The 19,200-nt window shown below is 67.4% G+C and carries 17 protein-coding genes and 1 riboswitch; of the genes, 11 read left to right on the top strand and 6 right to left on the bottom strand.

Annotated elements, in window-relative coordinates; all coding sequences use genetic code 11:
- The 5 genes from ACXZ1E_RS13695 to ACXZ1E_RS13675 form a co-directional block, all read right to left on the bottom strand.
- The gene (locus tag ACXZ1E_RS13695) at nucleotides 1–1,299 is read right to left on the bottom strand and encodes an ABC transporter permease (protein ID WP_458041010.1); all 1,299 of its coding nucleotides are present in this window, start codon (nucleotides 1,297–1,299) and stop codon (nucleotides 1–3) included.
- Nucleotides 1,296–2,552, bottom strand: a complete 1,257-nt coding sequence (locus ACXZ1E_RS13690) for an ABC transporter permease (protein WP_458351968.1) — start codon at nucleotides 2,550–2,552, stop codon at nucleotides 1,296–1,298. The genes ACXZ1E_RS13695 and ACXZ1E_RS13690 overlap by 4 nt, the downstream gene beginning before the upstream one ends.
- The gene (locus tag ACXZ1E_RS13685; RefSeq protein WP_458041009.1) at nucleotides 2,549–4,069 is read right to left on the bottom strand and encodes an ABC transporter ATP-binding protein; all 1,521 of its coding nucleotides are present in this window, start codon (nucleotides 4,067–4,069) and stop codon (nucleotides 2,549–2,551) included. Before ACXZ1E_RS13685 ends, ACXZ1E_RS13690 begins: the two co-directional genes overlap by 4 nt.
- Nucleotides 4,070–4,170: 101 nt before the next feature.
- Complete coding sequence (locus ACXZ1E_RS13680; protein ID WP_458041008.1) at nucleotides 4,171–5,271, bottom strand: BMP family lipoprotein; 1,101 nt, start codon at nucleotides 5,269–5,271, stop codon at nucleotides 4,171–4,173.
- A gap of 166 nt (nucleotides 5,272–5,437) precedes the next feature.
- Nucleotides 5,438–6,550: a mannose-1-phosphate guanylyltransferase gene (locus ACXZ1E_RS13675; protein WP_458041007.1), complete on the bottom strand. Its 1,113-nt coding sequence runs from the start codon at nucleotides 6,548–6,550 to the stop codon at nucleotides 5,438–5,440.
- A 178-nt stretch (nucleotides 6,551–6,728) separates the two neighbouring features.
- On the opposite strand from ACXZ1E_RS13675, the gene sdhC reads away from it, so the two are divergent.
- The 8 genes from sdhC to trpS all read left to right on the top strand — a co-directional run bounded on the left by sdhC (nucleotide 6,729) and on the right by trpS (nucleotide 14,818).
- On the top strand, nucleotides 6,729–7,157 hold the full coding sequence (sdhC, locus tag ACXZ1E_RS13670) for a succinate dehydrogenase, cytochrome b556 subunit (RefSeq protein WP_458041006.1): 429 nt from the start codon (nucleotides 6,729–6,731) through the stop codon (nucleotides 7,155–7,157).
- The gene (locus ACXZ1E_RS13665) at nucleotides 7,157–7,612 is read left to right on the top strand and encodes a succinate dehydrogenase hydrophobic membrane anchor subunit (RefSeq protein ID WP_458041005.1); all 456 of its coding nucleotides are present in this window, start codon (nucleotides 7,157–7,159) and stop codon (nucleotides 7,610–7,612) included. Before sdhC ends, ACXZ1E_RS13665 begins: the two co-directional genes overlap by 1 nt.
- 62 nt (nucleotides 7,613–7,674) lie before the next feature.
- Nucleotides 7,675–9,480 carry a succinate dehydrogenase flavoprotein subunit gene (gene sdhA / locus ACXZ1E_RS13660; RefSeq protein ID WP_396642793.1) on the top strand — a complete coding sequence of 602 codons (1,806 nt, stop codon included), beginning with the start codon at nucleotides 7,675–7,677 and terminating at the stop codon, nucleotides 9,478–9,480.
- A 1-nt stretch (nucleotide 9,481) separates the two neighbouring features.
- Nucleotides 9,482–10,267 carry a succinate dehydrogenase iron-sulfur subunit gene (locus tag ACXZ1E_RS13655; RefSeq protein WP_458041004.1) on the top strand — a complete coding sequence of 262 codons (786 nt, stop codon included), beginning with the start codon at nucleotides 9,482–9,484 and terminating at the stop codon, nucleotides 10,265–10,267.
- Nucleotides 10,268–10,274: 7 nt separating this feature from the next.
- Nucleotides 10,275–11,519: an MFS transporter gene (locus tag ACXZ1E_RS13650; protein WP_458041003.1), complete on the top strand. Its 1,245-nt coding sequence runs from the start codon at nucleotides 10,275–10,277 to the stop codon at nucleotides 11,517–11,519.
- Between the two features lie 9 nt (nucleotides 11,520–11,528).
- Nucleotides 11,529–12,770 carry a YihY/virulence factor BrkB family protein gene (locus ACXZ1E_RS13645; RefSeq protein ID WP_458041002.1) on the top strand — a complete coding sequence of 414 codons (1,242 nt, stop codon included), beginning with the start codon at nucleotides 11,529–11,531 and terminating at the stop codon, nucleotides 12,768–12,770.
- Nucleotides 12,771–12,817: 47 nt separating this feature from the next.
- On the top strand, nucleotides 12,818–13,666 hold the full coding sequence (locus tag ACXZ1E_RS13640; protein WP_458351967.1) for an exodeoxyribonuclease III: 849 nt from the start codon (nucleotides 12,818–12,820) through the stop codon (nucleotides 13,664–13,666).
- Between the two features lie 147 nt (nucleotides 13,667–13,813).
- Nucleotides 13,814–14,818 carry a tryptophan--tRNA ligase gene (trpS, locus tag ACXZ1E_RS13635; protein ID WP_458041000.1) on the top strand — a complete coding sequence of 335 codons (1,005 nt, stop codon included), beginning with the start codon at nucleotides 13,814–13,816 and terminating at the stop codon, nucleotides 14,816–14,818.
- Nucleotides 14,819–14,968: 150 nt separating this feature from the next.
- On the opposite strand, the gene ACXZ1E_RS13630 is transcribed toward trpS, so the two are convergent.
- The gene (locus ACXZ1E_RS13630) at nucleotides 14,969–15,571 is read right to left on the bottom strand and encodes an endonuclease domain-containing protein (protein ID WP_458040999.1); all 603 of its coding nucleotides are present in this window, start codon (nucleotides 15,569–15,571) and stop codon (nucleotides 14,969–14,971) included.
- A 714-nt stretch (nucleotides 15,572–16,285) separates the two neighbouring features.
- On the opposite strand from ACXZ1E_RS13630, the gene ACXZ1E_RS13625 reads away from it, so the two are divergent.
- The 3 genes from ACXZ1E_RS13625 to ribD all read left to right on the top strand — a co-directional run bounded on the left by ACXZ1E_RS13625 (nucleotide 16,286) and on the right by ribD (nucleotide 19,200).
- Nucleotides 16,286–16,849: a GNAT family N-acetyltransferase gene (locus ACXZ1E_RS13625; RefSeq protein ID WP_458040998.1), complete on the top strand. Its 564-nt coding sequence runs from the start codon at nucleotides 16,286–16,288 to the stop codon at nucleotides 16,847–16,849.
- 141 nt (nucleotides 16,850–16,990) lie between these two features.
- Nucleotides 16,991–17,866 carry an Fpg/Nei family DNA glycosylase gene (locus tag ACXZ1E_RS13620; RefSeq protein WP_458040997.1) on the top strand — a complete coding sequence of 292 codons (876 nt, stop codon included), beginning with the start codon at nucleotides 16,991–16,993 and terminating at the stop codon, nucleotides 17,864–17,866.
- 79 nt (nucleotides 17,867–17,945) lie between these two features.
- Nucleotides 17,946–18,091, top strand: a riboswitch (FMN riboswitch).
- Between the two features lie 68 nt (nucleotides 18,092–18,159).
- Complete coding sequence (gene ribD / locus ACXZ1E_RS13615) at nucleotides 18,160–19,200, top strand: bifunctional diaminohydroxyphosphoribosylaminopyrimidine deaminase/5-amino-6-(5-phosphoribosylamino)uracil reductase RibD (protein ID WP_458040996.1); 1,041 nt, start codon at nucleotides 18,160–18,162, stop codon at nucleotides 19,198–19,200.

Here is a 19,200-nt window from a genome sequence, read left to right as displayed (position 1 = left end):
TCACCCCTTTATGTATGGTTTGCCGGCGGCTGCCGGTCCCCGGATCTGTCCCGCGAAGCCCGCCACGGCGAGAATGGTGACGACATACGGGAGCATGAGCATGAATTCGCTCGGTACGGGCGAGCCGATGACACCGAGGGTGTTCTGCAGGTTCGAGGCGAAGCCGAACAACAATGCCGCGAGCGTCGCCTTGATCGGATCCCACTGGCCGAAGATCACCGCGGCCAGGGCGATGAAGCCCGCACCCGCCGTCATCTCCTTGTTGAAGGCTCCGACCGAGCCGAGTGTGAAGAAGGCTCCACCGGCACCCGCGATGGCGCCGGCGAGCGAGACATTCCAGAACCGCGTGCGGGCGACGTTGATGCCGACCGTGTCGGCTGCCTGCGGGTGTTCGCCGACGGAACGCAACCGCAGACCCCAGCGCGTGTGGAACAGCCCGATGTACACGAGGACGATCGCGACGTACATCAGGTAGACGATGATCGTCTGCCGGAAGAAGGTCGGACCGATCAGCGGGATGTCGGCGAGGATCGGGATGTCGATGCGCTCGAACCGGGGCGGCGAATTGAGTTGGGCGGCGTTGGGCGCGAGCACCTGCGAGAAGAGGAAGCTGGTCACCCCGACCACCAGAACGTTGAGGACGACACCCACGATGACCTGGTCGACGTAGTACACGATCGAGAACGCGGCGAGCACGAACGACACCAGGACGCCCGCGACGGCGGCGGCGGCGAGTCCCAGCAGGGGCTGACCGGTCGCGGTCGCCACGACGGCCGAGGTGAACGCACCCGCGAGCAGCTGCCCCTCGATCGCGATGTTCACGACCCCGACCCGTTCGCTGATGACACCGCACAGCGCCCCGAAGATCAAGGGAACGGACAGGCTCAGGGCCCCGGCGAAAAGTCCCGCGAGTGGAATGACGTGAATGGATGCGCCGGCCGCGGCCCAGGTGAGGAACCCGGTCAGGAACACGAGGGCGAACACGATCGAGAACACAAGCGGAACGCGGCGACGACGCCGCACGAATATCCCCGCGGCCCCGGTGATGAGCACCATCACGATGAGGCAGACGGTCGTCGTGAGGGTAGCCCCCAGCGTGACCTCGGGGAGCTGCAACGCGTCGCCTGCCGCCGAGATGCGGAAGATCGCATCGCCGCCGTGCGGGGCGAGGAGGAACAGCAGCGTCGCCAGGACCGTGACGGATGCGAACGCGATGGGCGCCTTCCAACTCACGACCACCGTCCGCTCGAGGTGGATCGGAGCGTCGGCACCGTCGGTGCGCGGGGCGAGCGTGGTCATTTGGCCAGTCCCTCCGTGTTGACGATCGGGCGACGGCGCTTCGGCGAGCTTCCGGGGGCGGGGAGCCGGAAGATTGCCCGAACGAGTGGCGGCGCGGCGATGAAGAGCACGATGAGCGACTGCACCACGAGCACGATGTCGATCGGTACCCCCTCCGCGGCCTGCATCGAGAATCCGCCGGCCTTGAAGGCACCGAACAGCACACCCGCGGCGAGAACGCCCCACGGGGTCGACCGGCCGAGCAGGGCCACGGTAATGGCGTCGAAGCCGATGCCCGCGTCGATGCCGCTCGAGAAGCCGGTGGTCACGGTCCCGAGCACCTGGCTTGTCCCCGCGAGTCCGACGAGCGCGCCCGAGATGAGCATCGCGTACACGTACATCGCCTTGACGTTGATGCCGGCGACCTTCGCCGCGTTCGGGTTCTCTCCCACGGCACGGAACTGGAACCCGAGGGCCGAGCGGTTCAGGATCCACCAGACCAGTACGACGGAGGCGATCGAGAGCACGAACCCGAAGTGCAGGTTGTACTGCGGCCCGAGCAGTTCGGGGAAGACCGCGGTATCGCGCATCCCCGGGGTCGTGGGGTTGTTCGTGCCCGGTGCCTGCAACAGGCCGGGAGTGCGGAGCATCCACGTGATCAGGTACAGCGCGACGTAGTTGAGCATGATCGTGACGATCACCTCGTGCGCCCCCGTGCGCGCCTTCAACAGCCCCGCGATGCCGGCCCATACGGCGCCCGCCGCGAGTCCGGCGAGGAGGGCGACGACCATGTGGATGCCGAAGGGCAGGTCGATCGCGAAGCCGACGTAGCCGGCGGCAGCGGCGGCCATCAGCATCTGCCCGCGACCACCGATGTTGAACATGCCCGTGCGGAATGCGAGGGCGACACCCAGACCTGCGGCGATCAGCGGCGTGGCGAACGTCAGAGTCTCTGTGAGGGGACGGATGCCGGTGGCGAAGTCCGGCCGGCGGAAGTTGTAGACGGCGCCCTGGAAGAACGCGGAGTACGCGCCCGCGACCGACTCCCAGATGGCGACCAGCAGGTCGGTGGGGCGGGCGAAGAAGTAGCCGGCGGATTCCTGCACGTTCTCATCGGTGAACGCGATCATGATCGCGCCGACGAGAAGGGCCATCACGACAGCCAGCACCGAGATGATGGCGTTGCCTGTCGCGATCTCGCGCAGGGCCCGTTGCCAGCGACTCGGCTCGGGAGTCGAGGTCGAGGGTGCGGTTGTGGTCATGGTCTCGCTCACGCGGCGGCCCCCTCGAGATCCGGCGTCTCACCGGCCATCATCAGACCGAGCACGTCGCGCGCGGTGTCACCCGGGACGATGCCGACGATCCGGCCGCGATACATCACCATGATGCGATCCGCGAGCGCGGTGACCTCGTCGAGCTCGGTCGAGACGACGACGACGGGCACACCGGCATCCCGCGTCTCGACGATGCGTTTGTGAATGAACTCGATCGATCCCACGTCGACGCCGCGGGTGGGTTGCGCAGCGACGAGCAGCCGCAACTCGCGGCTGAGCTCGCGCGCGAGCACGACCTTCTGCTGGTTGCCGCCCGACAGGCGCCCAACCTTCGTCTCGATCGACGGCGTGCGCACATCGAACTCGGCGACCTTCTCGGTCGCGAACTCCTCGAGCCGGGCGCGTTGTACATTGCCCGCGCGGACGAACGGCGCCCCGTGGGCCCGATCGAGCATGAGGTTCTCGGTGATGGTGAACTCACCCACCAGGCCGTCCTCCTTGCGGTCCTCGGGGACGAATCCGACGCCGGCGTCGAGCACGTCGCGAACCGACCGGCCCAGCAGCTCCTGACCATCGAGCACGATGGAGCCCCGAACGTGCGGCTGCAACCCCATCAGCGCCTCGGACAGCTCGGTCTGGCCGTTACCCTGCACACCGGCGATCGCGAGGATCTCGCCCGCACGCACGTCGAAGCTGACGTGATTGACCACGACCTGCCCCCGCGGGTCGATGACCGCGAGGTCGTCGACGACGAGAGCGGATGCCCCGAGCTTCGGTGGCGCCTTTTCCACCGTGAGTTCGACCGCGCGCCCGACCATGAGTGACGCGAGGTCGGCGTTCGATGCGGTCGGCGATGCCTCGCCCACGACCCTGCCGAGGCGGATGACCGTGATCCGATCGGCGACCTCACGAACCTCGCGAAGCTTGTGGGTGATGAAGACGATCGACGTGCCGGCATCCCGCAGCTGCCGCATGATCGCCATCAGTTCGTCGGTCTCTTGCGGGGTCAGCACGGCGGTCGGCTCGTCGAAGACCAGCACCTTGGCATCGCGCGACAGCGCCTTGATGATCTCCACGCGCTGCTGCACACCGACCGGCAGGTCTTGCACGAGCGCGTCGGAATCGACGTCGAACCCGAAACGGTCAGAGATTTCGCGCACCCGGGCACGAGCCGCCGGCAGGTCGAGTCGGCCACCGAATCGCGTCTCTTCGTGTCCGAGCATGACGTTCTCGGCGACCGTGAAGACGGGGATCAGCATGAAGTGCTGATGCACCATGCCGATGCCTGCCCGCATGGCGTCACCGGGTCCGGCGAAGTGCTGCACCGTGTCGTCGAGGAGGATCTCTCCGGCGTCCGCCTGATAAAGCCCGTACAGGACATTCATCAGGGTCGACTTGCCCGCCCCGTTCTCGCCGAGCAGGCAGTGGATCTCACCGGCCTCGACGATGAGGTCGATGTGGTCGTTCGCCACCAGAGACCCGAACGTCTTCGTGATACCGCGAAGTTCGAGCTTCATGCTCCCGATCCTAGTTGGGGGTGAGTCGGATGCCGCGAGGGATCCGAACGAAGAAAGAGGGGAGGCCGGCTCGCGCCGACCTCCCCCCGAAGGTGCCGTGCTTACTCGGCCAGGTACGACTCGACGGCGATGTCACCGGCGATGATCGCCGCCTGCAGTTCCTCGATCTTGGCGGACAGCTCGGCGGGGACGCGGTCGGCCCAGTCGTGGAACGCCGCGATTCCGACGCCCTCGTTCTCGAGCGTTCCGATGAACGGGGTCGGGTCGAAGTCGCCGTTGCCGGCCTCGACGATCGCCTCGTTCACCGCGACGTCGATGCCCTTCAGAACCGAGGTGAGCAGCAGGTCACCCACCGAGGGGTCGGTCTCGTACACGTCCGCGTCCACACCGATGAGGGCGATCTCGCGACCGGAGTCGCGAATGGCGGCAGCGGCCGACTGGTAGATCGGGCCGCCCACGGGGAGGATGATGTCGGCGTTCTGGTCGATCAGGCCCTGCGCGATCTGACGCGCGGTGTCGTTGGCCTCGAATCCACCGGTGAACGAGCCGTCCTGCGCGGCGCGGTCCCAGCCGATGACCTGGACGTCCGCGCCCATCTCCTCGTTGTAGTACTCGACGCCCTGCGCGAAGCCGTCCATGAAGACCGAGACGGTCGGGAAGTTCTGGCCACCGAAGGTGCCGACGACACCCGTCTGGGAGACACCTGCGGACAGGTAGCCCGCGAGGAACGCGGCCTGAGCGGTGTCGAAGATGAGGGGCTTGATGTTCTCGGCGTCGGTCGTGCCGTCGAAGTCCTGGTCGACCGTGTCGTCGATCGAGACGTACTCGATGTCGGGGTTGGCGGTGGCGGACTCGAGCGCGGCCGGTGCGAGGGCGAAACCGACCGTGACGATCGTGTTGCAGCCCTGGTCGACCAGGTTCTGCAGGTTGGCGTTGTAGTCGGTCTCGGCCTGCGACTCGACCTCGGTGTACTCCACACCGAGCTCGTCGGCCGCCGCGACCAGGCCCTCGAAGCCGAGCTGGTTGAAGGACTTGTCGTCGAAGCCGCCGAAGTCCGACACCATGCAGGGCAGGTAGTCGAGCGCTTCGCCGCCGCCGTCGCCACCATCGGTGTCTTCCGGCGCCGCGCCGCAGCCCGCGAGCAGGGCGGCCGCCGAAAGCAGGGCCAAGCCGCTGAAAGCGGCCTTCTGAGTGATCCTCACTGTGTCCTCCAAAGACTCGCGCGAGCCCGACCGATCCGGGATCCGCGGACGAAACGTTACCTCCTGCGAGCCCAAGCGCTAGACCGTGTGGGCGCCGCGAAACCCAAAGGTTATAAAGACGCGATCCCGCGCAGGGCGGAACGCAGTCCCGGCACCGGTGACCAGGTCAGAGCACCTCGCCCTGTCCGCTGAGTTTCAGAGCGTCCACGACACCCTTCACGCGCTGGGCGTGCTCACTGGTCGTGACGAGGAGAGCGTCTTCCGTGTCGACGATGACGATGTCCTGCACCCCGATGACGCTGATCACGCGTTTGGTCTGCGAGACGACGATGCCGCTCGAGGCATCCGCCAGCACACGGGCGTTTCCGCCGAGGATGGCGAGCTCGCCCCGGCCACGGGAGTTCAGTTTGGCGAGGCTCGCGAAATCCCCGACATCGTCCCAGTCGAAGTGCCCCGGGATGACGGCCAGCCGGCCACGTTCAGCCGCTGGCTCGGCGACGGCGTAATCGATCGCGATCTTCTTCAGCGTGGGCCAGATGCGGTCCACGGCGGGACCGCGACGGTCACGGTCGTCCCACGCCTCGGCGAGCTCCATGAGCCCCGCGTGCAGCTCGGGCTCGTTGCGCTCGAGCTCGGCCAGCAACACATCGGCACGCGAAATGAACATGCCCGCGTTCCAGAGGTACGAACGGTCGGCGAAGTACTCCTTGGCGGTGTCGAGGTCCGGCTTCTCGACGAAGCGTTCGACCGCGGCTGCCTCGGGCGCCCCCTCGACGACGAGTTCGTCGCCCTTCTTGATGTAGCCGAAGCCGACGGATGCCTCGGATGGCTGGATTCCGATCGTGCAGATATAACCGTCACGCGCGACGGCGACGGCCTGCTGCACCGCGAACTCGAAAGTCCGCATGCCGCGGATCACGTGGTCGGCCGCGAACGATCCGATGATCACGTCGGGTTCGCGGCGCGAGAGCACCGCGGCGGCGAGGCCGATCGCGGCCGCCGAGTCGCGCGGTTCCGATTCGAGCAGGACGTTCGCGTCGGAGATGCCGGCGAGCTCGGCCTCGACGGCCGCACGGTGGGCGCGACCGGTGACGACAGCAATGCGCCCCTCGCCCGACAACGGAGCGAGCCGATCCCAGGTATCACGCAGAAGCGTCTGTCCCGACCCCGTCAGGTCGTGCAAAAATTTCGGGGCGTCGGCGCGCGAGAGCGGCCAGAGCCTGCTGCCCACGCCGCCGGCCGGAATGACGGCGTAGAAGCCTTCTATCGGTTGTGCCATGCAGTCAGGGTAGCCGCGGCGCTCTCCCACCATCGAACCCGCGCGAAGTATCTCGATATCGAGATAGTTAGGGTGCCCTAATCGCCGCGCCCGCACGGAGCGGGAATAGGATGTTCGTAGCGCTCGAGCCGCGTCGGCCCGGCGCATCCGTACCTCGCACCGATCAGGGAGGACGACCGTGTCCGCAGACACCCGCCAGGCACTGTCGATCTCAGAGACCACCTCCAAGCGCCCCGCCGGCACGCTCTATCGCGGCCGCGAAGGCATGTGGTCCTGGGTTCTGCACCGCATCACCGGCGTCGCCATCTTCTTCTTCCTCCTGGTGCATGTGCTCGACACCGCGCTCATCCGTGTCTCTCCCGAGGCGTACGACGCGGTCATCGGTACCTACAAGAACCCGATCATGGGCATCGGCGAAGTCTTCCTCGTCGCGGCAATCGCATACCACGCGTTCAACGGCCTACGGATCATCGCGATCGACTTCTGGTCGAAGGGCGCGAAGTACCAGCGCCAGATGTTCTGGATCGTGATCGGGGTCTGGGTCGTCACGATGGCCGGCTTCGCACCCCGACATCTCATCAACGTCTTCGCGGGAGGTGGTGAGTGATGTCCAGCGACACCCTGGCCGCTCCCCGTTCGCCCTACGCACGGCCCAAGCGCCGCGGCATCAACCTCGAGAAGTGGGGTTGGGTCTACATGCGTGTCTCCGGCGCGATCCTGGTCGTCCTGATCTTCGGGCACCTGTTCGCCAATCTGATGGTGGGCGACGGCATCCGCGGGATCGACTTCGGATTCGTTGCGGGCAAGCTCGCAAACCCGCTGTGGCAGTGGTGGGACGTCGCGATGCTCTGGCTCGCGTTGATCCACGGCGGCAACGGGATGCGCACCATCGTCAACGACTACGTGACGCACCGGACCGTACGCCGCGTGCTGGTGTGGGCGATCGGACTGTCGGCCGGATTCCTCATCATCCTCGGCACCCTCGTTGTCTTCACGTTCGACCCCTGCATCGGGGTCACCGAATCGAGCACCCTCTGGGAGACGTGCCGGGCCGCGGCCTGACGCACGATCCCCAACGACCCCTCTCAGGATCTCCAACGACCCCTCTCAGTAAGGCACCCCCTGTGACGACGACCGTGACCGGCACCGACCGCAAGACCGACGTGCACCACCATCAGTTCGACATCGTCATCGTCGGCGCCGGCGGTGCCGGCATGCGCGCGGCGATCGAGGCAGGGCCGCACGCGAAGACCGCGGTGATCTCGAAGCTCTACCCCACGCGCTCCCACACGGGCGCCGCGCAGGGCGGAATGGCCGCCGCGCTGGCGAACGTCGAAGAGGACTCGTGGGAGTGGCACACCTTCGACACCGTCAAGGGCGGCGACTACCTCGTCGACCAGGACGCGGCCGAGATCCTCGCGAAGGAGGCGATCGACGCGGTCATCGACCTCGAGAACATGGGCCTGCCCTTCAACCGCACGCCCGAGGGCAAGATCGACCAGCGTCGCTTCGGCGGCCACACTGCCGACCACGGCAAGACGCCGGTCCGCCGCGCCTGCTATGCCGCCGACCGCACGGGCCACATGATCCTGCAGACGCTGTTCCAGAACTGCGTCAAGCTCGGCATCAACTTCTTCAACGAGTTCTACGTGCTCGACCTGCTGACATCGAAAGACGCCGACGGCAAGACCCAGACATCCGGTGTCGTCGCTTACGAGCTCTCCACCGGCGACCTGCACATCTTCCACGCCAAGGCGGTCATCTTCGCGACCGGCGGCTTCGGCAAGATCTATAAGACGACCTCCAACGCGCACACCCTCACGGGCGACGGCGTCGGGATCGTCTGGCGCAAGGGCCTGCCCCTCGAGGACATGGAGTTCTTCCAGTTCCACCCGACAGGGCTCGCCGGCCTCGGCATCCTTCTGACGGAGGGCGCTCGAGGCGAGGGTGCGATCCTCCGAAATGCGAGCGGCGAGCGCTTCATGGAACGCTACGCGCCGACCATCAAGGACCTCGCCCCGCGAGACATCGTCAGCCGTTGTATGCAGCAGGAGGTCGCCGAAGGTCGTGGCGCGGGCCCGCACAAGGACTACGTCCTGCTCGACTGCACGCACCTGGGCGCTGAGGTTCTCGAGACGAAACTCCCCGACATCACCGAGTTCGCGCGCACGTACCTCGGCGTCGACCCGGTCGTCGAGCCGGTTCCCGTCATGCCGACCGCGCACTACGCGATGGGCGGCATCCCGACAAACGTCGCAGCCGAAGTGCTCGCCGATAACAACACCGTCGTTCCGGGGCTCTACGCCGCCGGCGAGTGCGCGTGCGTTTCGGTCCACGGCTCGAACCGGCTCGGCACGAACTCCCTGCTCGACATCAACGTCTTCGGCAAGCGCGCCGGCAAGAACGCGGTCGAGTACGTCAAGACCGCCGACTTCGTGCCGCTCCCGGAAAACCCCGCGGGCGCCGTTCGTGACCTGATCGAAGGTCTGCGCGCCGGAACGGGCACCGAGCGCATCTCTGTTCTGCGCAAGACGCTGCAGGAAGAGATGGACAAGAACGCCCAGGTGTTCCGCACCGAGGAGTCCCTCACCCATGTGCTCGGCGTCATCGAGGAGCTGCGCGAGCGCTTCTTGAACATCCACGTCGACGACAAGGGCAAGCGCTACAACACCGACCTGCTCGAGGCCGTCGAACTCGGCTTCCTCCTCGACATCGCCGAGGTCGTCGTCGTCACGGCCCGCAACCGCAAGGAAAGCCGCGGCGGGCACATGCGCGATGACTTCCCGAAGCGTGACGATGAGGTCTACATGAAGCACACGATGGCCTATCTCACCGGTGATCCGCACTCCTCGAAGGCGGACGACCACATCTCGCTCGATTGGAAACCCGTCGTCATCACGCGCTACCAGCCGATGGAGAGGAAGTACTGAGATGGTGTCGACTCTCGTTGAAACAACGGATGCTCCGGCGGACGCAGACCTCTCCCCCGCAGCTGACTCGGGCATCCAGTCGTTCCTGGTGACGTTCATCGTGCGCCGGTTCAACCCCGAGGTGGACGACGAACCCCGCTGGGTGGACTACGACGTCGAGCTCTACTCGACCGACCGCGTGCTCGACGCCCTGCACAAGATCAAGTGGGAGGTCGACGGATCACTGTCGTTCCGCCGCTCGTGTGCCCACGGCATCTGCGGTTCTGACGCGATGCGCATCAACGGACGCAACCGGCTCGCGTGCAAGACCCTGATCAAGGACCTCGACATCTCGAAGCCGATCTACGTCGAGGCGATCAAGGGACTGCCGCTCGAGAAGGACCTGATCGTCGACATGGAGCCGTTCTTCGCCTCGTTCCGCGAGGTCAAGCCGTTCCTCATCTCGAACACGGCGCCCGAGCCCGGCAAAGAGCGCGTTCAGTCGATCGTCAACCGCGAGATCTTCGACGACACCACCAAGTGCATTCTCTGCGCCGCGTGCACGTCCTCGTGCCCGGTCTTCTGGACCGACGGACAGTACTTCGGTCCGGCCGCGATCGTCAACGCGCACCGCTTCATCTTCGACTCGCGCGACGACGCGGGCGATGTGCGGCTCGACATCCTGAACGACAAAGAGGGCGTGTGGCGCTGCCGCACGACCTTCAACTGCACGGATGCGTGCCCCCGCGGCATCCAGGTGACCCAGGCGATCGCCGAGGTCAAGCAGGCCATCCTCCGCGGCAAGTAGCCACCTCGTGACCGGCGCGCCTCTTCTCGAGATCCGCCGGTCACGTGTGGCCGTGACAGCCGCGTATGCGGCGCAGGGCCTCGGCTATGCCGTTGTCGTCACGTCGCTGCCGTCCTTCACGGGGCGTCTCGGCATCGACGACGTCGCGGTATCGCTCATCGTGCTGCTGGTGTGTGTCACCGCAGCCGGGGGCTCCGTCGTGGCCGATCTGCTCGCGCGCTGGCGAGGTAGTCGGGCGGCCCTCGCCGCGGGCTTGATCGTCCAGGCCGCGGCGTTCGTCGGGATCGCAGTCGCCCCGCCGTTGCCGATTTTTGTCGCGGCATTCGGCGTTTACGGGCTCGGTCTCGGTGCGGTCGATGCGTCCGCCGCGATGCAGGGTGTGCTCGTCCAGCGGCGCTACGGCCGCGACATCATGGGCGCTTTCTTCGCCGCGTACACCGCTGCCGCGATCGGTGGGGCGTTGCTGGTGGCCGGCTCGGCGGCCGCTCTGGGCGATGCCGTCTTCAGCGGTGGCGTCGCGATGGGCCCCGCTTTGGCGCTCGGTGCCGCGGCTGTCGTCGCCGTCGCGGTCGCCGCGAACGGCACGCGCGCATTCGACCGCGCTCGCGCCGCCGCACCGGTTGGTGAGCGGCCCCGTATCCCGCTCCCCCGCCGCGGAATCTGGCTGTTCGGCTTCGTCATCCTGGCCGCGTTCACCCTCGACTCCGGTGTCAGCACCTGGAGCACGATCTATCTCAACGACGACCTTGCCTCCGGTGCGGCGATCGCACCGCTCGGTTATGCCGCCTACCAGGTCGCGATCCTGGTGACGCGTCTCACCACGGACCGCGCAACCGGACGGTGGGGGCGCACCGTGGTCGTCGTCACGGCGACATCGGTCTCGATCGTGGGGCTGGTGCTCGTTGCGGCACTCCCCTGGACGATTGCGGCGATCGTCGGCTTCGCGCTTGCGGGCGTCGCCGTCGGGGCGCTCGTGCCCCTGTCTTTCACGTCCGCGGGAGCGCTGGCGCCGACCCGCGGCGATGAGGTGATCGCCCGCGTCAACCTGTTCAACTACGCCGGCGCGGTCCTCGGGGCGGTTCTGCTGGGACTTCTCGCCGACGCGCCCGGACTCGGCATCGCCTTCCTGCTACCCGCCCTGCTGCTCGTGTCGATCCTGTTCCTCGCCCGGCGTTTCGGTCGGGCGGTTGCGGCAAGCGAGCCATCCGTCGGCACGTCCGTATTCGCGGACGGTGCCGATCCGAGTCGCTAGCCTGGGGGCGTGAGCTACCGCCGACCGTCCGACCCCGCGGTGGCTCCCGACGGCTCCGACGAGGAGAGCGCGGCCGGTCGCAGCGACGACGACGCCGGGCGGTGGGAATCCGCACAGGAGACGCTCCGACGCCACCTCGAAGAGCCGGTGCAACGGGCGACGCAACTGACGCGACGCACACTGGCCTGGTTTCCGGTCCGGGTGTGGCGGCACTTCCTTCGCCACAACGGGTTCTTGCTCGCGGCGGGAGTGAGCTACCAGTCGCTGTTCGCGATCTTCGGTGTGATCTACCTGGCGTTCGCGGTGGTCGGCCTGTGGATCGGCGCGAGTCCCGCGGCGATCGCTCGGATGATCGACATCATCAACGAGTACATCCCGAACCTGATCAGCGAGAACGGGCTGGTCACCCCCGAGCAGGTCGAGTCCGTCACCACCGCCACGGCGACGACCCTCGGCATTACGGGAGCCGTCGCGCTCGTCATCGTCGTGTGGACGGCCATCGGATTCATCACCTACGCCCGCCGCGCAGTGCGGGACATCTTCGGCCTACCCTTCGATACGCGCTCGTACCTCTTGTTGAAGGCCCGCGACTTGCTCGCCGCGGTGATCCTCGCCGTCGCGCTGCTCGTCGGCTTCGCCATCAGCGGCATCGCCACCTGGGCCCTGACACTGCTGTTCACCGTCTTCGGGATCGGCGACCTGAGCGTGTTGTCGAACGTGACGGCGCGAGCCGTTTCCCTCCTGGTCTCGTTCGCGATCAACGGCGCCGCGCTGGCCGCGCTGTTCCGGTTCCTGACGGGGGCGGCGCTCGCCTGGCACCGGATCTGGCCGGGCGCTTTGCTCGGCGGCGCCGCCATCACCGTGCTGCAGGTGGGCGCCGGTGTGCTGCTGATCTACACGCCCTCGAACCCCCTTCTGGCGACGTTCGCGGTGCTGATCGGGTTTCTCCTGTGGTTCCGCCTGAACGGCATCGTCATCCTGGTCGCGGGGGCGTGGATCGCGGTCGGTGCGGCCGATCGGAACCTGGCGCTGACGGAACGCACGGAAGAGGAAGCGCGGCGCGACGAGTACCGGGCGTTGCTCGTGGCCGCGGATGTTCGTCTGCGCGAGGCGCGCATCACTCGTGACACCGCGCCCTGGTATCGCTCCTGGCGCGCGGGCCGCGACGTACGTCTGGCCGAGGATGAGCTCGAACGCCTCCGAGACTCTCCCCCGCCGGAGCCGCAACCGCGCGGCTTTCTGCTCGACTGAGCTACGGGGCGCCGAGCATGTCGGAGGCCGTCGATACAGTAGAACGCGTGCCTCGACCCATCCGCATCGCCTCTGTCAACGTCAACGGCATCCGGGCGGCGGTGCGCAACGGGATGGCCGGATGGCTCGACCGGGCCGATGTCGACATCCTCGCGCTACAAGAGGTGCGCGCCGAGCTTTCGCACGTCGAGAGTGCTCTGCCCGGGTGGAACCTCGTCCACGACGAATCGCTCACCAAGGGCCGGTCGGGGGTCGCGGTGGCCAGCCGACTGCCCATTGCCGCCTCGCGCATCGAGCTGGGCGACGAGACGGTCGACTCGCGCGGCCGGTGGATCGAGGCCGACCTCGACGTCGACGGAGAGCCTCTGACCGTCGTCAGCGCCTACGTCCACTCGGGCGAGGACGGCACCCCGCGTCAGGACGCGAAGTACGGATTTCTCGACGCGATGGAGCGCCGGATGCCCGAGCTCGCCGCCGACGGCTCGCTCGCCGTGATCATGGGCGACCTGAACGTCGGGCACCGCACGCTCGACATCAAGAACTGGAAGGGCAACGTCAAGAAGGCCGGGTTCCTCCCGCGCGAGCGGGCGTACTTCGACCGGTTCCTCAGCGAAGCGGGCGAGCCCGTGACGGGTGTCGACGGTTCGGTCGGGACGGGGCTCGGATGGGTCGACGTGGGGCGCCGTTTCCACGGCGAGGTGGACGGCCCGTACACGTGGTGGTCGAATCGTGGTCAGGCCTTCGACAACGACACCGGCTGGCGCATCGACTACCAGCTGGCGGCCCCCGCCCTCGCGGACCGGGTCACCGACTACCGGGTCGCGCGAGCGGCGGCATATTCCGAGCGCTGGAGCGATCACGCGCCGGTCATTGTGGACTACTCGCTCGGCGGCTGACCGGACGGGTCACTTCGACAAGCTCAGTGACCGGCGGCCAACCCGCTCGCTGAGCCCGCGCCCCGCGCCGCTCGCGGAGCCCGCGCCCGTGCCCCGCTCCCTGAGCTTGTCGAAGGGAGCACCCGTCCCGCGATCTAGGATTGACCGGTGAGCAAAGCGCGCCTGTACTCCGGAATGCAGCCTTCGGCGGATTCCCTCCAGATCGGCAACTACATCGGTGCGCTGCTGCAGTGGCGCGACCTGCAGGAGTCGTACGACGCGTTCTTCTCCGTCGTCGATCTGCACGCACTGACCCAACCGAACGACCCGGCCGAGCTGCGTGAGAAGACCCGCCGCACGGCCGCGCAGTACATCGCCGCCGGCATCGAGCCCGCCAAGTCGACGCTGTACGTGCAGTCGCACGTACCCGCGCATGCCGAGCTGGCGTGGATCCTCGGCACGCTGACAGGCTTCGGCGAGGCCGGTCGCATGACCCAGTTCAAGGACAAGTCCAGCCGCTACGGCCAGGATGCAACATCCGTCGGTCTCTTCACCTATCCGGTGCTGATGGCGGCCGACATCCTGCTCTACCAGACAGCGGTCGTGCCTGTCGGCGACGATCAGAAGCAGCACATCGAGCTGACGCGCGACCTGGCGGAGCGCTTCAACGCTCGCTACGGCGAGACTTTCCGGGTGCCGATGCCGATGATCCAGCAGGAGTCTGCGCGCATCTACGACCTGCAGAACCCGACCGCCAAGATGTCGAAGTCGGCGGAGTCGGATGCGGGTGTGCTCTGGCTGCTCGATGACCCGTCCGCCACCGCGAAGAAGGTCATGCGTGCCGTGACCGACAGCGACGGCACCGTGCGGTACGACCGCGAGAACAAGCCGGGCGTCTCGAATCTGCTGGTGATCTATGCGGCCCTCACCGGTCGTCAGATCCCCTCGATCGAGGACGAGTACGCGGGGCGCGGCTACGGCGACTTCAAGAAGGGCCTCGCCGACGTCGTGGTGTCGGAGTTCGAGCCCGTCCGCGCGCGCGCACTGGAGCTGCTCGACGACCCGGCGGAGCTCGATCGTGTGCTCGCGGCCAACGCCGACCGCGCGGACACCGTCGCGAGCTCCACGCTCGACACGGTCTACGAGCGCGTCGGCCTCCTTCGCCGCCGCTGATCACCGTCCCTGCGCCTCAGCCAGGCGCGCGACTGAAACCTCCCGAGCCGTTCACAATTCAGTCTGTGCGCGTGCGCTCTCGTCCGGACCCGCATGATCCCGCTGGTCCGGAGGGTGACGGTGTGCGCGCAGACTGAGTTGTGAACGCGGTCAGCGTACCGGGCCCCGACGAAGTAGCCCCTTGAGTGCCGCGAAGACCTCATCTTCTCGGTACAGGATGTCTTCGGCAGGGAGCCGCAGCACGCAATAGCCCTGCTGCGCGAGTTTGAGGTCGCGACGATAATCCTTGAGCTGCTGCTCCCAACTTCCGTGGTGGGCCTTGCTGTCACATTCGATGACCAGCCAGCCATCCACCACCAAGTCGACGAATCCCACACCCGAGAACGACACCTGCAGGTCAACGGCGCAGCCCAGCCGCATCAGAAGCAGACGCACCAGCGACTCGGTGCCCGACTCGGAACGCGAATCGAGAAACCGCCGCAACACGCCAAACCGGCTCGGCAAAGCGGCGAAGACGTCGGCCAGATCATCCGGCGTGACCAATCCCTTGTGGAGCGCGCTGTCGAGTGTCGCGATCGCGTACTTCGGTTGCTGGCACCGAATGGCGTGCACGAGCGCATCGACGATGTCGACCGCGCCACGCATCGGAGCGACCACGAAACGATGCCAATGCAGAACTACCCCGTCGCGAGTGCGTGGCAGCGGATGCTCGCGCGCGTTCGGTGCGCGCATGCGGCTGTCGCCGCGCTCCATATGAACGTGGAGCGCTGAAGAATCGAAGACGAATACGTCAAGCACGCTCAGCAGTGAGAGGCACCCGAGCCGTCCTCCGACCCGCACGGCCTGCACGAGTTGCGTCGGCGCATCGGACGAGAGGTATCTGTCGCGTCTCGCCCGGATGAGGCGCCCTGCCCGCACCGCTCTGGTGATCGCTCGCGATGTCATTCCGTTCGTGCGCAACTCAGCGCGCTTCCACACATCCCACATCTCTCGAGGCTGCTGGCAGAGCGGGGACACGCCGCGCTTTTCTGGCCGAACCGTGGACAGTGACCCGAGGGGACGGGTGTGGAGGACCTGATGAAGGAACCTCGGCGCCGAGTGCGGGGTCGGTGCGGTTCACAATTCAGTCCCGAGCAGTCTGCTGCGGCCTGGCTGGCGCGAAACAGTGGGGCCTGTCCAGGTCGCCTGACCGGGGGAGACTGAATTGCGAACACCAAAGCGAGGCGAAGGGCAGCGCGGCCGGATCGGGCAAGCGGCCGCACGTTCCACGGGGCCAAGAGATCGAGGGGGCTGCGCGCGGTTCGGAATTCAGTCCCGCGTGGTCTGGCCGAGGCGCACCGCCGCGGAATGGAGCGGACAGAGCCCTGGGCCCAGTCCGCAGAGACTGAATAGCGAACCGCACGGCACGGTCATGACACGGCATGGCCCGCGGCTGAGCGCCGGCGGCGCGAACGGTAGGGTCGCGGGGTGGAACCCATCGTCCTGCACACCGAGCGCCTCGAGTTGTCCATCCCGACGCTCGCCGATATGGACGCGATCACGGCGGCCGCGCAGGATCCGGAGGTGCCGCGCTGGACGACGCTGCCCTCGCCGTATACACGAGCCGACGCCGAAGAGTTCGTCGCAAAAGCCGCGAGCTGGTGGGAGTCGACGAGCGAGTTGACCTGGGGCATCCGCATCGACGGGTCCTGGATCGGGATGATCGGGTTGCACGCCACGAGGCCCGGCGGCGACGCCGAGATCGGGTTCTGGCTGGCGAAGGACGCCCGCGGCAACGGGTACCTGACCGAGGCGGCCGCCCGCGTGATCGACTTCGCGTTCGCCGAGCCACTCTCGCTCGCGCGCATCCAGTGGCGCGCCATCGTGGGCAATATCGGCTCGGCCCGCCCCGCTCGCGCCCTCGGCTTCCGGTACGAGGGCATCACGCGCCAGGGTCTGGCAGATCCGCGGGGTCGGTACGACGGCTGGGTGGCCGGGCTGCTCGCGACCGACGACCGCGCGCCGCAGCCCTGGCCCGGCGTGCTGGACTGAGACGTTCGTCTGCTCCGACAGGCTCAGAGGTCGAGGACCGGGACCGGGGCGGGCTCAGGGACCGAGACAGAGACCGAGACCGAGACCGAGACGAGTTCAGGACCGGCGACAACCCCCGTTCCCCGTGGCAGGATGGGCCCCATGCCGGAGATGCCCGAGGTCCAGGGACTCGTCGAGTTCCTGCGCGGACGCATCGTCGGCCTGCAGATCGCCAAAGCTTCCGTGGCACAGATCGCCGCACTGAAGACCTTCGATCCGCAGATCACCGCGCTGCACGAGGCATCCATCGTCTCGGTCGATCGGGCCGGCAAGTTCGTGGACATCGGATGCCGCGGGCCCGCGGACGAACCCCTGCACCTCGTGTTCCATCTGGCCAAGGCGGGGTGGCTCCGCTGGTACGACAGTGTGCCGACAACCCTCGTCAAGCCCGGACGCTCTCCCATCGCCATCCGCGTTTCGCTCAGCGACGGGTCGGGGTTCGACCTGACGGAAGCGGGCACGAAGAAGTCGCTCGCGGTCTATGTCGTGCGGGACCCGGCCGACGTGCCGGGCATCGCACGGCTGGGGCCCGACCCCCTCGACCCGGCGTTCACGGTCGAAACTCTCGCGGGACTCCTGGAGGGCCGACGGACGCAGATCAAGGGCGTGCTGCGCGATCAGTCGATCATCGCGGGCATCGGCAACGCCTACTCCGACGAGGTACTGCACGTCGCACGGATGTCGCCCTACGCGCTGGCGGCATCACTGACAGCCGAGGACGTGCAGGGCCTGTACGACGCGATGCACGCAACGCTTCAGGATGCGGTGGCCACGGCATCCGGCAAACCACCCGCCGATCTGAAAGACGCCAAGCGTCGCGGTATGCGCGTGCACGGTCGACGTGGTGAAGCCTGCCCCGTCTGCGGCGACACCGTTCGAAGTGTCTTCTTCGCCGACAACTCGCTCGAGTACTGCGCGACGTGCCAAACCGGCGGCAAGGTGCTCGCCGACCGTCGCCTCTCGCGGCTGCTCAAGTAACGCACGATAAGACGGCCCGCGTGCCACCTGGCGGGAATGAATCGCGCATGACCGCGTTGGATAGGATCAGATAAGTAACAACGTGCTCCGGGGTCGGTGAGAATCCGAACCGGCGGTGACAGTCCGCGAGCTGCGGCGCTTTGCGCCATGGCTGATCCGGTGGAATTCCGGAACCGACGGTGATGCGTGGGAAACCACGCGAGTCCGGATGAGAGGCAGCACGCGGCGACCATCATGACGGTTGCCGATGCGCAATTCGTTGCGAGCACCCCGGATGAATCGAAGGATCCGGGATGACATACAACGACACCGAGTGGCAGGCCATGGGCCGCGCCACAGAGCTAGCGCTCCTCGGTCCGCGGGGCATCAACCCCCAGGTCGGTGCCGTGGTCTTGAGCCCGACCGGCGAGAGCCTCGCCGAGGGATGGCATCGCGGCGCGGGCAACCCGCACGCCGAGATCGAGGCACTGTCGCGTCTGTCGCCAGAGGATGCCCGTGGTGCCACGATTGTCGTCACGCTGGAGCCCTGCAACCACACGGGGCGCACCGGCCCTTGCGCCGTGGCGCTGCTCGACGCGGGCATCTCGCGCGTCGTGTACGCCGTTGCCGACCCCGCCGAGCCGTCGTCGGGCGGCGCCGAACGGCTTCGTTCGCACGGTGTGGACGTGGAGGCGGGGGTGCGCGCCGACGAGGTCACCGAGATGCTGGACTCGTGGCTGACCGTCGTTCGTCTCGGCCGTCCTTTCGTGACCGTGAAGTGGGCGCAGAGCCTCGACGGCCGCGCCGCCGCGGACGACGGCACGAGCAAGTGGATCACCGGGCCGGACGCGCGGGCCGACGTGCACCGGCGGCGTGCCTCCGCGGATGCGATCGTCGTCGGGACGGGAACGGTCCTGGCCGACGATCCCGCCCTGACCGCCCGGCTCGCCGACGGCGGACTGGCCGAATCGCAGCCCCTGCCCGTCGTCATCGGCAACCGTGCCGTGCCGCCGGATGCGGCGCTGCGGCGGCATCCGCGCGGTGTGCTCGAGGCCGGGACGCAGGACCTGCATCAGGTACTCGATGACCTGCGCGAACGCGGTGTGCAGAGCGTCTTTGTCGAGGGCGGACCGACCCTCGCGAGCGCATTCGTGCGCTCGGGTCTCGCCGACCGCGTGCTGACCTACATCGCCCCGGTTCTGCTCGGTGGCGAGAAGACGGCGATCGGCGACATCGGCGTCTCAACGATGGCGGAGGCCCGCCGCCTGACCCTCACCGGCATCGAGCGACTCGGCGATGACGTCTTGCTCATCGCCGAACCCGCGCGCACCTCCGCCGACGAAAGGACCGACTGA

The organism is Pacificispira sp. HM-600, assembly GCF_977993705.1.
This window is presented reverse-complemented; position numbering and strand designations above follow the sequence as displayed.